The sequence below is a fragment of the Aphanizomenon sp. CS-733/32 genome (assembly GCF_028330045.1).
Lineage (GTDB): Bacteria > Cyanobacteriota > Cyanobacteriia > Cyanobacteriales > Nostocaceae > Dolichospermum > Dolichospermum gracile.
The window spans coordinates 15,930-30,841 of the sequence record NZ_JAQMSE010000245.1 but is presented as its reverse complement, the minus strand read 5'-3'; the positions used below and the strand labels follow the sequence as shown (position 1 = coordinate 30,841).

The 14,912-nt window shown below is 38.4% G+C and carries 13 protein-coding genes; 5 read left to right on the top strand and 8 right to left on the bottom strand.

Features of this window, described 5'->3' with window-relative positions:
* Positions 1–73: 73 nt before the first annotated feature.
* The gene (locus PN471_RS21650; RefSeq protein ID WP_271778593.1) at positions 74–1,522 is read right to left on the bottom strand and encodes a DUF3084 domain-containing protein; all 1,449 of its coding nucleotides are present in this window, start codon (positions 1,520–1,522) and stop codon (positions 74–76) included.
* A gap of 213 nt (positions 1,523–1,735) precedes the next feature.
* Complete coding sequence (ntcA, locus tag PN471_RS21645; RefSeq protein ID WP_027401174.1) at positions 1,736–2,407, bottom strand: global nitrogen regulator NtcA; 672 nt, start codon at positions 2,405–2,407, stop codon at positions 1,736–1,738.
* 377 nt (positions 2,408–2,784) lie between these two features.
* Between ntcA and fabI the strand changes: the two genes are divergently transcribed.
* From fabI to PN471_RS21620, 5 genes are all read left to right on the top strand, one after another.
* Positions 2,785–3,561 carry an enoyl-ACP reductase FabI gene (gene fabI, locus PN471_RS21640; RefSeq protein ID WP_271778592.1) on the top strand — a complete coding sequence of 259 codons (777 nt, stop codon included), beginning with the start codon at positions 2,785–2,787 and terminating at the stop codon, positions 3,559–3,561.
* A 99-nt stretch (positions 3,562–3,660) separates the two neighbouring features.
* Complete coding sequence (gene hisB / locus PN471_RS21635; protein ID WP_271778591.1) at positions 3,661–4,266, top strand: imidazoleglycerol-phosphate dehydratase HisB; 606 nt, start codon at positions 3,661–3,663, stop codon at positions 4,264–4,266.
* 65 nt (positions 4,267–4,331) lie between these two features.
* Positions 4,332–5,315 (top strand): ABC transporter ATP-binding protein, encoded by a 984-nt coding sequence (locus PN471_RS21630; RefSeq protein ID WP_271778590.1) that lies wholly within the window; start codon positions 4,332–4,334, stop codon positions 5,313–5,315.
* 393 nt (positions 5,316–5,708) lie between these two features.
* Positions 5,709–7,145 carry a polysaccharide biosynthesis/export family protein gene (locus PN471_RS21625; protein WP_193894916.1) on the top strand — a complete coding sequence of 479 codons (1,437 nt, stop codon included), beginning with the start codon at positions 5,709–5,711 and terminating at the stop codon, positions 7,143–7,145.
* A gap of 259 nt (positions 7,146–7,404) precedes the next feature.
* Positions 7,405–8,283: an SPFH domain-containing protein gene (locus tag PN471_RS21620; RefSeq protein WP_193894918.1), complete on the top strand. Its 879-nt coding sequence runs from the start codon at positions 7,405–7,407 to the stop codon at positions 8,281–8,283.
* A gap of 55 nt (positions 8,284–8,338) precedes the next feature.
* On the opposite strand, the gene folP is transcribed toward PN471_RS21620, so the two are convergent.
* From folP to PN471_RS21595, 6 genes are all read right to left on the bottom strand, one after another.
* A complete protein-coding gene (gene folP / locus PN471_RS21615) occupies positions 8,339–9,196 on the bottom strand; it encodes a dihydropteroate synthase (protein WP_271778589.1) in 858 nt (285 codons plus the stop codon).
* Positions 9,197–9,250: 54 nt separating this feature from the next.
* Positions 9,251–9,976 (bottom strand): triose-phosphate isomerase, encoded by a 726-nt coding sequence (gene tpiA, locus PN471_RS21610; protein WP_193894986.1) that lies wholly within the window; start codon positions 9,974–9,976, stop codon positions 9,251–9,253.
* 727 nt (positions 9,977–10,703) lie between these two features.
* Positions 10,704–10,913 (bottom strand): AAA family ATPase, encoded by a 210-nt coding sequence (locus PN471_RS23545; protein ID WP_442867174.1) that lies wholly within the window; start codon positions 10,911–10,913, stop codon positions 10,704–10,706.
* On the bottom strand, positions 10,910–11,185 hold the full coding sequence (locus PN471_RS21605) for an AAA family ATPase (RefSeq protein ID WP_271778588.1): 276 nt from the start codon (positions 11,183–11,185) through the stop codon (positions 10,910–10,912). Before PN471_RS21605 ends, PN471_RS23545 begins: the two co-directional genes overlap by 4 nt.
* Positions 11,186–11,431: 246 nt before the next feature.
* Positions 11,432–13,126 carry a beta-carotene ketolase CrtO gene (gene crtO / locus PN471_RS21600; RefSeq protein ID WP_271778587.1) on the bottom strand — a complete coding sequence of 565 codons (1,695 nt, stop codon included), beginning with the start codon at positions 13,124–13,126 and terminating at the stop codon, positions 11,432–11,434.
* Positions 13,127–13,289: 163 nt separating this feature from the next.
* A complete protein-coding gene (locus PN471_RS21595) occupies positions 13,290–14,672 on the bottom strand; it encodes a cytochrome P450 (RefSeq protein WP_271778586.1) in 1,383 nt (460 codons plus the stop codon).
* Positions 14,673–14,912: the final 240 nt, after the last annotated feature.

Here is a 14,912-nt window from a genome sequence, read left to right as displayed (position 1 = left end):
GCCTATTGCCTATTGCCTATTGCCTATTGCCTATTGCCTATTGCCTATTGCCTATTGCCTATTGCCTACTTCCTCACGTACTAAAAAGAATTTGTCCATTCAAGAGGGCTACTAACTTGACTCTTAGCGGACCTACAGTATAAGTATTGTCTGCGGCTACAGCTTTAATTTCTACTTCCTGTTCCGTCTGCTGTAATTGGGTAACAAAGCGCAGAAAAGTTCCTTCTATTTGGACACTTTCGACAATTCCCGCATTGCGGGCGCGAAATTGGGAAGCGGAAATTAGTAAATCTAAGCGTTGACGCATTTGTTCGGATGTCATATTTTTTAAATCCGCTGTAGTAGTAGCCAGCACTTCCCCTGATGAAAATACCAGTTGATTCCGGGCTGCGTCTGCAAAGAATTCTATTTGCTTCTCACCTCTGACATAATTACCCGCGGAGAAAATTCGCACTACATATTCTCGACCATCTTTAATTTGTGCGATTAACTGTTCAACCTTATCTTTGGTAACACGGAGTATTTCCTTATTCGCTGGTGTACCACCAGGTTCGGTTAATTGAATATTAGCATTGCGATTAGCTTCCTGAAGAATTTGGATAATTGCCTGTTGTGCCGCATTAGGTTTGTCCACAGTAATTAGCCCTGCCGCTATTACTTGACCCTTGACTAAGGCTAGTTTACCTAAGCGGAGGTCACGGTAGGACTGATAATATTTTTCTAGTCTAGCTACTTCCTGATCTAAAAATTGTTGTTGTTTCTCTAATTCTTTCAAGCGAGATTCTCTAGTTATAATAACTTTTTCCCGCTGTTTAATTTCGAGGTTACGATTTTGAATAAGTTTATCTAATTTAGCAATTTTGCGATCGCGTTTTTCAATTACCGTCTTCGCTTCATCAATAGCCTGTTTTGCTTCAGCGTATAATCTTTTTCGTTCCGCCTTTAACTCTTCTACTGCCGTTTGTAATGTTTTTCGCTGATTATAGAGAGTTTGTAATTCACTTCTTGCCTGTTGATACCTAACAACAATTCCACCCAGACGGCTTTGAGTTGCATTAAGTCGGGCTTGGGTCTTAGCTTGCTGGTTAAGAGTGCGATTGAGTTGAGCTTGTGTAGTCTTTTGTTTAGTATTTGCTGCCTGTAATGACTGATTAATTTTCTGTAATTCTTCCTGTGCTTGAGTTTTTTCTTGTCTGGCTCTGTTTAACTCACCTTCTACCTGGCTTTTTTGCGCTTCGGCGATTTTTAGTTGTTCCCGCTTGTTCCCTAAATCTCTTTGAATATCCTCTAATTCAAATACGCCCTTTCGCAATCCACCATCAGCCGCAAAGAGAATTGCTAAAGTTGATGCAGAAATTAGACTGCCTGTAAAAATAGTCACAATTACAGCAGTTTTTTTCGGACGTAAATTGAAGAGTGAGAGACGAGCTTTGCCAACCCGTGTGCCGATGCGATCGCCCACGGTGGCAATTACGCCTCCCAAAATAAGAATTGCTGCAATAAGGATGTACCCGGTGGCCATTTTTAACTACCGCAATGCTGACCGATACAGCCTACTACGTTCAACCATTGTCTGTGAATAAATGGAGTTAGGCTAAAGTAGGAATTAGACAATTTTGAGACTTTCCTCCAAATTAACGGTTTAATCTCTATGGTAGTGACGCTACTTAGGGAGACCCTAAAACCGCATTACCTCAAAAATAGAAGCCGTGCTAACTCCATTTACCCATAACTTTTAAGTAAATTGCTTACTTAAAGCAACAGGTTTATGCACAGTAATCTTCTTTTTATGAATGGAAATCATTTTCTTCTCGCGTAAATCTCCCAGCAGTCTAGTGACTGTAACGCGGGTAGAGCCAATTGCCTCAGCGATCGCCTGATGGGATAACTTCAGATCAATGGTAATACCATCAGCGCAAGGAACGCCAAAATCTCGACAAAGAATCAACAAGAAACTAATTAACCTTGAACCCATATCGCGGTGAGCAAGAGTTTCAATCATCATCTCCGTCTGTAGAATCCGCGAAGACAGACCTCGCAGCATCAACATTGATAACTCTGGGTTTTCCTTCAGTGCCTGTTCAACTTGTTCAATTGGGGCTGAAAGTAATTCTACAGTAGTAAATGCCACTGCATGATAAAATCGATCAGACTTATTGCCTGTCAGCAACGACAGCACACCAAAGACGCTATTTTCTCGCAGCAGAGCCACCGTTATTTCTTCTCCTGCCTCATACACCCTCGACAGTTTCACAGCACCCTTGAGAAGAAAATAAACTCGTTCAGCAGGATCTCCCGGAAAAAAGATCGTCTTGTTCCGTTCAAATGTTTCCACCACCGGAGGAAAAGCCCCGGTCGCCATTTGACGGAAAACATTTGCCAGGGCTTTATCTTGTGTCACTATCATTTCTCCCTTCCCCTACCCAATGCCAGAAAAACAAAAACTAATTACCTAAGAATACACCCGAAAAATCAATAAATCACCATTAACCTTGCTGTTTTTTCCTATACTCAAACGCGGAATTCCTAGCCTTTCGTTTATAATGATACATAATTGTTGTTCCGTTTAGCTAGTAATTATTGATAAGTAGTTTCACCAATTATACTCCAAAAGTTTTGCCTCTAAAAATTGTCAATTTCTTGAGAATTTTTGCAAACATGTCCATGATTTTTTGCGGCTTACTGCCTACTTCTGGAGCATTTTGAAAAATCCCTAGCCTAATGCAGTCAAACTAGGCTCAGATTCTAGTATGCTCCTAATGATGAATTACATTAGCAATGTTTATGCTGAATCTATCTGGAAAAAATGCCCTAGTTACAGGTATTGCCAATAACCGTTCTATCGCTTGGGGAATTGCCCAACAACTACACAAAGCCGGGGCTAATTTGGGCATTACCTACTTGCCAGATGACAAGGGTAAAATGGAAAAAAAAGTTTCTGAATTGGTAGAACCCCTCAGTCCTAGTCTGTTTTTGCCCTGCAATGTGGAAAATGACGAGCAAATTCAATCTACTTTTGAAACCATCCGGCAAGAATGGGGGAAAATAGATATTCTAGTCCATTGTTTGGCCTTTGCAAAAAAAGAGGATTTGACCGGAGGTTTTAGTCAAACTTCTCGTTCTGGGTTCAATACGGCTTTGGAAGTTAGCACTTATTCACTTGTACAATTAAGCGGTGCAGCTAAACCTTTAATGACTGAAGGCGGAAGTATTATTACTCTTACATATTTGGGAGCGGTTCGAGCAATTCCTAACTATAATGTCATGGGTGTGGCTAAAGCTGGTTTGGAAGCCAGTGTTCGTTACTTGGCAGCAGAATTTGGTCCCGACAATATTCGCGTTAATGGTATTTCGGCAGGTCCTATTCGCACCTTAGCATCTTCAGCGGTAGGTGGCATTTTGGACATGATTCACCACGTCGAAGAAGTAGCACCACTCCGTCGCACTGTCACTCAATTAGAGGTGGGCAATACAGCAGCTTTCTTATGCAGTGATTTAGCAAGCGGTATTACTGGACAAATCCTGTATGTAGATGCAGGTTATGAAATTATGGGGATGTAGTAAGAGGCAGGGGGGCAGGGGGCAGGGAGAATATTTATTGCCTATTGCCTCTTCCCCATTGCAACTGACAACTGACAACTGACAACTAACAACTGACAAATGACTAATAAACAAACTCCTCGGATAGCTTCAGTTCACCGCACCACTGGTGAAACCGATGTTCATGTCACTATTAATCTTGATGGGACAGGGATATGTAAGGTTTCTACAGGGATTCCCTTTTTAGATCATATGCTCCATCAAATCGCATCCCATGGGCTTTTTGATTTGGACATTCAAGCTAAAGGTGATTGGGAAATTGATGATCACCACACTAACGAAGATGTGGGGATTACCTTGGGACAAGCTTTATTCCAAGCTTTGGGTAATAAAAAGGGGATTGTCCGGTTTGGGAATTTTCTTGCACCTCTAGATGAAGCTTTGGTACAAGTGGCTTTAGACTTTTCTGGTAGACCGCATCTCAGTTATGGTTTAAAAATTCCTACTCAACGGGTGGGAACTTATGATACCCAGTTAGTACGGGAGTTTTTTGTGGCGTTGGCGAATCATAGCCAAATGACGTTACATATTCGCCAATTGGATGGAATTAATTCCCATCATATTATTGAAGCTACATTCAAAGCCTTTGCTAGAGCAATACGAATGGCGGTGGAAATTGATTCCCGACGGGCAGAAATAATTCCTAGTTCTAAAGGTGTGTTATAAAAATCCTCAGCATCGGTTAATCTGTAGTTAGCTCTAAATAGTCAGTAGTTGGTAGTTTCATCGCTATGAATTCTGTTGTAGACAACCCCGATTCTCAACAAAATCCCTTAGATAAACAACCCGTAGTCCTGACTTCTGAATTGCGAAAAGTCTATCGCACGGGGTTTTGGCTCAATCAAAAGGTTGTATCGCTCAAAAACTGTTCTTTACAAGTGTACCCAGGAGAAACCTTTGGTCTGTTGGGTCCTAATGGTGCGGGTAAAACCACGCTGTTAAAATTGTTGCTGGGAATTATCCGCCCTACATCTGGAAGGGGATTATTGTTAGGTAAACCCATAGGCAACGCTAAAGTCAAGCAGCATATTGGCTACCTCCCAGAAAATTCCTATTTATACGAATATCTGAGTGGTTGGGAATTTTTACAGTTAACAGCGGGTTTATTTCAAATTCCCCAAAAGTTACAACGTCAACGCATTCCCCAATTGTTGGAATTAGTGGGGTTATCCCAAGCCGATGCTCGCAAAAAGCAAATGCGGCGTTATTCTAAGGGAATGCTTCAGCGCGTGGGTATGGCTCAAGCATTAATCAATGATCCAGATTTAGTTTTTTTGGATGAACCTATGTCTGGACTTGATCCTCTGGGACGTTACCAAATGCGAGAAATTATTCTGGCTTTGAAAGCATCTGGTAAAACCATATTTTTTAATAGTCATGTATTGAGTGAAGTGGAACAAATTTGCGATCGCGTGGCTATTCTTGATCAAGGAGAATTAATCTGTTGCGGTTCTCTCAATGAACTTTTAGGTAATCAAAACACCTATCATGTTAAAGGTCAAGGCGGAGACGGGGAAATCTTGAAACAATGGATAGGTAATTTAGAATTTAGGTCTGATGGTTCTTGGCAGGGTACACTCCAAGAAGATTATTATGATTTTCTGTCTAGTTTGAGGTTAATGGGAGGAAAAATTATCACTATGAATCTGTCACGTCAATCTCTAGAAGAGTTTTTTATCCATCAAATTCAAATCCGAAATCATCCCCTTAATTAGCACAACCAAGTAAAAAATAAGCGGAATAAATCACCCATAAGTAGTAATTTCTGCGCATCATTTGATCATCCTAAAAGTAAGTTACTTATATGTTAAGACCTCCTAATTAATTTAGTTCTATGACTGTACCATCAGTTGGCGAGTTGGGGGTTAATATAGGATGAAAAATTGTTATCAGCTAGGAAACTTAACTTGCAAAAAGCACTGAAAATATTTTCTAACCTCAAAGAAGATTTAAAATCAAATTCCTTACGCAACAAATTATTTATGTCCGGAAAACTAAAGATTTATTAGAAAATAAAATTGTTGAGTCACTAGGATTCTTCAGTATACTCGATGTTAAAATGTTTCCGAATAACTCTAAATATCGTCATTTTCAATTCTCAGGTAAATATGCTTAATAAAGATTTGTGTAAATTTCTCACCCACTCAACTATGGGTTTAGCATTGTTAACAACAGTGAATATCGCTTTGCCATCGGTGAGTTTAGCGCAAAAACAGCCAGTAGCATCAACATCCAGTATCGCTACAGATTACTTATTAGGCGGGGGCGATCGCATCCGTGTTAATGTATTTGAAGTACCAGAATATACAGGTGAATATCAAGTTCCTCCCGGTGGTTCAATTAATATGCCTTTAATTGGCAGTATCCCCGTTGCGGGCTTAACCACAGAACAAGCTGCTGATACAATCGCCAGAAAATATGCTCGTTTTCTCAAACGTCCCCTCATTTCCGTCAACTTATTATCACCCCGTCCCATTAATGTGTTTGTTGCTGGAGAAGTAACAAGACCAGGTGCTTACACCCTCAGCTTAGAAGGGGGAGCAGGAAATAACCCTGGTGTCCAATACCCAACGGTATTAGCCGCCCTCACCATAGCCCAGGGTGTAACACTGGCAGCAGATGTAACTCAAGTGCAATTACGCCGTAAGGTAGGACGTTCAGGAGAGCAGACAGTCGCCCTAAACTTAAAGGAATTGACGCAAACAGGCAGAATATCCCAGGAGATTACCTTACGAGATGGAGATACCATTGTGGTCCCTACTGCCGCCAGTTTAAATGTAGCTGAAGCCCGGAATTTATTTGCAGCCAACTTTGCTGCTAGTCAAAGTTCACCCCGCTCAGTGGTGGTAATTGGTCAAGTTTACCGTCCTGGTTCTTATCTTGTTACCGCTGGAAATGCCGGTGGGGCAGAGGGTGGTGGTGCTGGTGGTGGTTTACCAACTGTGATGCGGAGTTTACAACTAGCAGGGGGAATTACCTCCCTTGCGGATGTTCGGAAGATTAAATTACGCCGTCCTACCCGAACTGGTATGGAACAAACTATAGATATCAACCTCTGGGAATTACTACAAAGCGGTGATATCAATCAAGACATAGTGGTGCAAGATGGCGATACTATCATCATTCCTACAGCTACGGACATTAGTGCCGCCGAATCCACCCAATTAGCAACAACAACTTTGTCTCCAAATACTATTGAAGTGGGTGTAGTGGGTGAAGTCAAAAGAGCAGGGGCGGTAAAATTACAACCAAATAGCTCTTTAAATCAGGCATTATTAGCTGCTGGTGGTTTCAATGATGGTAGAGCCAGTAAGGGAACTGTAGAGTTAATTCGCCTCAATGCCAATGGTACAGTTACTAAACGTCCAATTAAGGTGGATTTATCTCAAGGAATTAATGAGGAAACCAATCCGATTCTTCGCAACAATGATGTTGTCGTAGTTGATCGCAATGGGTTAGCTAAGGCTGGTGATAGAGTTAATACTGTAGCCGGTCCTTTAGGTACTATCTTGGGGATTATCAGACTATTCACGACTGGATTTTAGTTTAAGTCCAAAGGTTGGTTTTCTAGGTTTCCACTCAAAAAATCTAGACCCAAAACATAATTATTATACATTTTAGGTTATTTTCTTCGGCAATTCATGATTAGAGGTGTAGCGATGGCCTATAATGCGATCGCAGGCTTATTATTTTTATAGTTAACAGTCGGTAAATTCCGCACTTAACCCATTTTAATTTACAGTTAATGCCAGCCATAACCCTAACAATCAATTCTGCCCAAAGCCAAAATAGGAGAATAACTGAATGGACTCAATAATTTTTATCATATTTTTAGCTCTAGTAGGTTATGCTTTAGCATCTGCAAAGATGGTAAATCAGGGGAATGTCGCCTTAGTTGAACGCTTGGGGCGGTATCATCGCAAACTAAATCCTGGGCTCAGGTTCATAGTTCCCATTCTCGATCAAATTGTGATGGAGAATACAACTAGAGAGCAGTTATTAGATATTAAACCGCAAAATGCAATCACTAAAGATGGTATCTACTTGGAAGTTGATGCAATTATTTACTGGCGGATCAAAGATATTGAAAAAAGCTTTTATGCTGTTGATGATTTACAACAAGCACTAACCAATATAGCAACGACTACCCTCCGGGAAAATATTGCCCAAAATTCCTTAGAGGATACTAATATGTCTAGAGAAGAGATAGACAAAACTATATTAGGTGAATTAAATTCAATTACGGGCGCATGGGGAATTGAAATTATCCGTTTAGATATTCAAAGCATTACCCCACCAGAAACTGTACGCAAGTCAATGGAAGCTCAACAAAATGCACAAATTAAAAAAAAGGCAGCAATAGAAGCAGCAGAAGGAGAACGACAAGCAGCCGTTAAACGGGCGGAAGGAACTAGAACATCAATAGAAATAATTTCTGAAGCCTTGCGTTCTCACCCCGAAAGTAAGGATATTTTAAGGTACCTCGTTGCCCAAGATTATGTAGATGCTAGTCAAAAATTGGGTGAAAGCAATAATGCCAAAATTGTATTTGTAGATCCTGCTAACTCAACAGAAATGTTTCAGGAATTGATTTCTGATTCAGTACAAGAAAATCATGGTAACAATCCCGCTAATGGAAAGGGTAATGGCAATGGTAAAGGTAATGGGAATGGATCTAATTAGAGCTTGATACCATTAACTAGCCCCGCGACCCGCGCCCCTACCTCCTAACCTATGGCTAACGCCACGCTGCGCTATCACGAAAAATAGCATCTGCTACCAGAGTAACTTCTTGCATTTCTCGAACATCGTGAACTCGGAGAATATCTGCACCATTAAAAATAGCCGCACAACAAGCTGCGGCTGTTCCCCAAACCCGTAATCTTGGATCTGGTTGATTAAGAATATTACCAATAAAACTTTTACGAGATGCTCCCACCAAAATTGGAGAATTGAGTGTTTTTAGTGATTCTAAACAGCGAAAAATTTCTAAATTCTGCTGATAGTTCTTAGCAAAACCAATCCCAGGATCAATAATTATTTTATTTTGATCAATTCCTAAAAGCCTAGCATTTGTAATTTGCTCAAATAAAAATTTATAAATATCAGCAATTAAATCCTCATAATCAGTACATTTTTGCATAGTTTGGGGAGTTCCCTTGATGTGCATTAACACAATCGGCACATTTAAACTAGCAACAGTTGGCAACATTTGGGGGTCAAATGTCCCCGCTGAAATATCATTAACTATATCTGCTCCAGCAATAATTGCTGCTTTGGCTACCTCTGCTCTAGTTGTATCTACAGAAATAGGGACATCAACGACTGGACGTAGCAATTCCACAACTGATAGCACCCTCTCCAGTTCTGCTTCTAGGGATATTTGCTCCGCACCTGGACGAGTTGATTGTCCACCAATATCAATAATATCAGCACCAGCCGCCAGCATTGCTTGTGCCTGGGTTAAAGCGGCTGAGGCGGTGTTAAATTTACCACCATCACTAAAGCTATCCGGGGTGACATTCAAAATTCCCATGAGATAAGTCCGCTTTCCCCAATCAAAACAATGATTTCGGATAGTTAAGTTGTCAGACATGAAATTTTTCAACTTTTAATTTGTAATTAATTTATCCCCAATCCCCAATCCCCATTATTGATAATTGACAATTCTGGCAAAACTATCAGCTTTTAGACTAGCGCCACCAACGAGAGCGCCGTCAATTTCTGGTTGTGCCATAATTTCATCAATATTATTCGGGTTGACTGAACCGCCATATTGGATAGGAACGAGGGGATTAGTTAATTGACTGCGAATTAAGCCAATTACCCGATTTGCTTCCTTAGATTCACAGGTATCACCAGTACCAATTGCCCAAATTGGTTCATAAGCAATAATTAGGTGAGTTTGATCAATATCTACCAAGTCTTTTTTTAATTGGGTGCTAATTATTGATTCTGTTTCCCCCGCGTCTCGCTGTTGTTTAGTTTCCCCAACACAGAGAATGGGTGTGAGTCCATGCTTTTGGGCAGCTTTAAGACGGAGATTGACAGTTACGTCTGTTTCTCCGAAGAATTGCCGTCTTTCACTATGTCCCACAATGACAAAACGCACACCGATTTCCGTTAGCATAGAGGCGGCGATTTCGCCTGTATATGCTCCACTTTGTTCCCAATGGACGTTTTGTGCGCCCAAGTTTACACGGCTACCATGCAAAGATTTAGACACCAGGCTTAGGTCTGTGAAGGGAGGACATAGTACCACTTCTCGTTCTAAGGGGGTTTCCTCCAGGTGAGGCAAAAATCCGCTTAAAAATTCTGCGGATTCTGCCTGGGTTTTGAACATTTTCCAGTTACCAGCAATAACGATTTTCCGCACAGGTGATTTAATCAAAATTTTAATGTTACTAGATGCACTTTTTAATGTACTACTTTTTTAGGACTATTTATGAAGCAGAATTATAATAGAGAAGAAGAAACAGATTACTTGATGTATTAAATCTCGCTTGCATAAAACAGAAAAATACTTACGCATTGCTAAGAGAGAAATTATAGAACATATATATTCATTACATTTATTTATCTGTAATCAAGGCATTAATATTTTCATTACAGCCTGTTTTTTTAATTCTCAGCACTGCATTATATTTACTTCTAAATGATTTTGCTTTAACTTGAATTTGTGTTGATGTTATAGGGCATCTAGTTGTGATTATATAGCAATACTTGAGGACTGTTTTATAATTTTTGGAGACAATTTTAATAGTATTTTCAATTTGATCAAAAGCGTGTTCTACATCAGAACCTTTTAATTCTATATAAATTTCAATATAATTTATCTAAATCCACAGATGTTATTCTCCAAATTCAAGTTCTATTAATTTTTCAAACACTTGACTAAATTCGTTGGATACTTCATCAATGATATTTGTATCAATCAAGTTATTATCTTCATTGATTAAACTCTCAATCATACCATTTTTGATGGTGTAAGCAGCAACATCATTAATATCTAATGTTTGATTTTCTGGAACTATTTTGAATAAAGCTTCTAGTAAATCATTTTGTTCAGGTTTCTCTCTTAATGCTTTCAGAGTGTTACCTGCTTAAATTAGGTTATTAAAAGCTGTTAGTATGTAAGGACTATGAGTCGTAATAGAAAATTTATGCTTTTTTTCAGTTGTATTAAAAACCTGGCTGATTAAACTTACAATATGTTTTTGTGATGTAGGAAATAAATGTGCTTCTGGTTCTTCTATAATAAAAAGGCGTGTTGTTGAGCTAATAAAAGGCAAAATAGCTAATATAAGTGTCAAGGGAATATAATTTTAAACGTTGTAATTATACTTTTATCAAATTCTGCTTTTTTCTGCTTATTCTGGATGGAAGAACGATATTTAATGAAAAAATCTTTAAAGAAATAAACTAATTTAGCAAGTATGCTTTTACCACTAGCTTGCTGTCCAATAATAATATTTATCTTGGATAAATTAAATTCAATATCTTTGATATTTAAAAAGTTTTTTACTGTCAGTTTTTCCATAAGTGCAATATAATAAGCTGTTACGCAGCTAAATTTGATAACCATAATTTACTTGAACTTTGTAGTGCGGGCATCTTGCCCGCTAGAATTATACAAACTAAATGCACAACAGCTTATCAGCAATACAAATGTATTGCTACAAAAATAAGTCATTAATACATTGTACACGATATTTTAGAAATTTAAAATCAGAATAAATAGGAGTTTTTAATGTATTTTAAAAATTACAACTTTTTAATGTATAAAAGTTGGTGCGTTACGCTGCACTAACGCACCCTACATCTGTATTACCTAATTAATCCCAAATACAGAACCAACTGTAGACTTAATCGAGTTTCCGGCATCCTTTAAAGCTTGAGTAAAGGGTTGCTTGTTTTGCAAAAAGACCCTTGCACAATTGCGTCCTGGCATCCCGGAAATTGAACCGCCGGGATGTGTTCCTGCGCCTGTTAAAAAGAGATTATCAATGGGAGTTTTATAATTAGCTAATTCGGGTAAAGGTCGGAAAAAGATCATTTGATCCATTGTCATATCAATATGATAATAATTTCCTTTATATGCTCCTAATCTTTCCCCTAATTCCGCTGGACTTTCAACTCTTCTAGCGATAGTTGCTTTTTTCACATTGGGGGCATAAGTTGCTAATTTGTCAATTACTCTATCTGCAACTTGATTTTTCAATTCATCAGTCCAACCTGTTCCTTTTAAACCTGTGCCGTTAGCATTAGTAATTTGATAAGGTGCAAAAAATTCAATCCATAAAGTATGTTTTCCAGGTGGTGCTAAACTGGGGTCAAGGGCGCTAGGCATGACGAGATACATGGAGGGGTCAGAATCGGGAATTTCGCCTAATGTACATTTACTATGAGCCTGTTCTACATGATTCATAGAATCGGCAATGAGAATTGAACCAATGAGATATTCATCTTTATGATCATGATGAGAAAAATGCAAGGGTTCATCTAATGCTAAATCTATTTTGAGGATAGTTTCATTGTTGTTGATAATGCGGCGTTCTAATCTTTCCCATAAATCAGGATCAACGGCATCAATATCATTTTTTTCTGTCATTTGTAAGAATAATCTTTGGGCATCAATATTAGAAATTACTCCCTGTTTTGCCCGATATTCTTTACCACCTGCTACCCGCACACCCTCGGCTTTAGCATCATTAATTAAAATCTTTTCCACGTGCTGGTCTGTAAGAATTACCCCACCTTTACTATTAACTAATTTCACCAATGCTTGCACCAATGCACCTGTACCGCCGCGAGGTCTAGCCATGCCAGGATTATGACGCATTGCCATCATCATTACCCCAATTGCGAGATTTTTTTGAGAAGGTGGTGCACCTAATTCAGAAGAGAGTCTAGCTAGGGGTGCTTTGAGAAATTCTTCATCAAACCATTCAGTGAGAATATCTTCGGCACTATTAAGCATTGTTCGCACAAAATCAAAGCTTTTGGCGGGAGAACCCACTACAGAAAATAAATCTTTAACCTGTTGAAAATTGTAGTTGCCAAAAATATCTATAATTGATTTGGGTGGGGCATTAAACATGGGTGTCATGGCGTTAATTGCCCGTTGCCAATAATCTGTAAATTGGGCATATTTTTTAGCGTCTCGTTCATTGTAACGAGCGATTTCTGCACAGGTTTTTTCTAATGATTTATGTGCTAAGAAATATTTACCGTCGGGGTGAGGACAAAAGACAACTGGGTCACAGTCTAGATATTCTAAGCCATATTTTGTTAGTTCTAATTCTTCTACAACTGGACCTAGATGAATAAATTCATGGTCAATGGCACACAAGTTAAATTTAAAACCTGGTGCTTTGTCTGGAATACATTCTTCTGTTGTGGCTGCACCACCGGGAACAGGACGTTTTTCTAGTAGAAGGACGCTATAACCTGCTTTGAGTAAATAAGCTGCACAAACTAAACCGTTGTGTCCAGCGCCGATGATAATAACGTCGTATTCTTGCATATCTCTGATGATATAAAAACCTGGCTTTTTTATATTATTAATATTTACAACAAATTGCAAGTAAATAAAAAATGGACGATAAACCTAGATCCCCGACTTCTGATATGAACTCATAATTTATTTACAAGATGAAAAAAGAAGTCGGGGATCTTCATTGACTAGATTAAACTTTCACTGTTTCTAAATTTACAGATGTTGGTTGACGAAGATTTTGAATCTCTAAATTAATCGGACTATTTGGACCTGTAACTAAACCCCGTCTTTGAGGTTTAACTTCATGGGTATCAATTAATTTTACTGACCATGTTTTCATGACTTTAGCTAATATCAATTTCATTTCCATTTGGGCAAATGCTAAACCGATACAACGTCTTGCACCACCCCCAAAAGGTAGAAATTCATAAGGAGAAAATTGTTTTTCTAAAAAGCGTTCTGGGTTAAATTTTTCAGGTTGAGGATAAATATCTTCTCTTCGATGAGTTAAATAAATTGAACCCATGATAACTGTACCTGGTTCTAGTTGATAACCATCAAGAGAAATAGGAGTTTTAACCTTTCTAGGAAAAGTGAGCATTGCTATAGGATAAATTCTTAATGTTTCATTACAGACAGCAGTTAAATATGGCAATTTAAAGATAGTATTAGAATCAGGATTTTCTCCTAAACTATCCAATTCTACTAATAGTTTTTCTCGAACTTCTGGAAGTTTATGAATCCAATAAAATGCCCAAGAAATGGCTGTCGCTGTAGTTTCATGACCTGCGAATAATAAAGTCATTAATTCATCTCTTAATTCTTCATCCGTCATAGGTTGACCTTCTTCATCTCTAGAGGACATAAGCAAAGTGAGGATATCTGTCCGCTGAGGATCAAAATTTTCTCTTCTTTCTCGAATTTCCTGATAAATTAGTTGGTCAGCTTCTTCCTGTTTCTTCATTTGTTGTTTCCAAAGTTCTGAAATACCAACCATCTCTTTCAATTTAGGAAAATAGAGAAAAGCAACTCTCCAAGGACTACTACTTTGTTCTATAATTTCACAAAGTAAGTGTCTCAGTTTTTCAGCCTGTTCTCCTTCATAAATTCCAAAAACAGCTTCCATCATTACCTGAAGAGTAATTTCTTGGGAAACATTTCTAATATTAAAAGGTTGATTTTTTGCCTGTTTAGTGATAGTATTTGTGGTAATATTCTCGATTAATTCGGCATAACTTCGCATTCTTTCCCCATGAAAAGGAGGCATAATTAATTGACGTTGACGTTGATGTTCTTTACCACTAAGACTAATGACAGAATTTTTGCCAAGTAAATATTCAAAAATACTATTCAAATCTCCTGGTGCTTCCAATTCCTTATGATCATTAGTTAATATCTGCTGTATAGCTTCAGGAGAATGAACTAATAACAGTGGTGGTAAGTCATTCTGTAATTTTAGAGCAAAAATATCTCCATAATTTTTGGCACATTCTGTCAAATAACTCATGGGTCTGAATACCCAGTTTAACATTTGAATAGTAGCTGATACTTTTGGTCCCGGTGGTAGTTGCATAATTTTCTCCTGTTTTGATTACACAATTCATTATAGAATAACCCAACTTTAACTATAAACCACATTGGGGTAATTAGAACTTGGCACGAAACAAAAACCTAAAAATCAATCAACTTATTCTCAATTTCCAGTTTTTGATAACCTGGTTGACGACAAACTTTTAGTACCATTTTAATAGGCGATTAATTCCTTGGTATCATAAGTAATGATTTTTCGCCATGTGTCTGAGTTACTGACAAT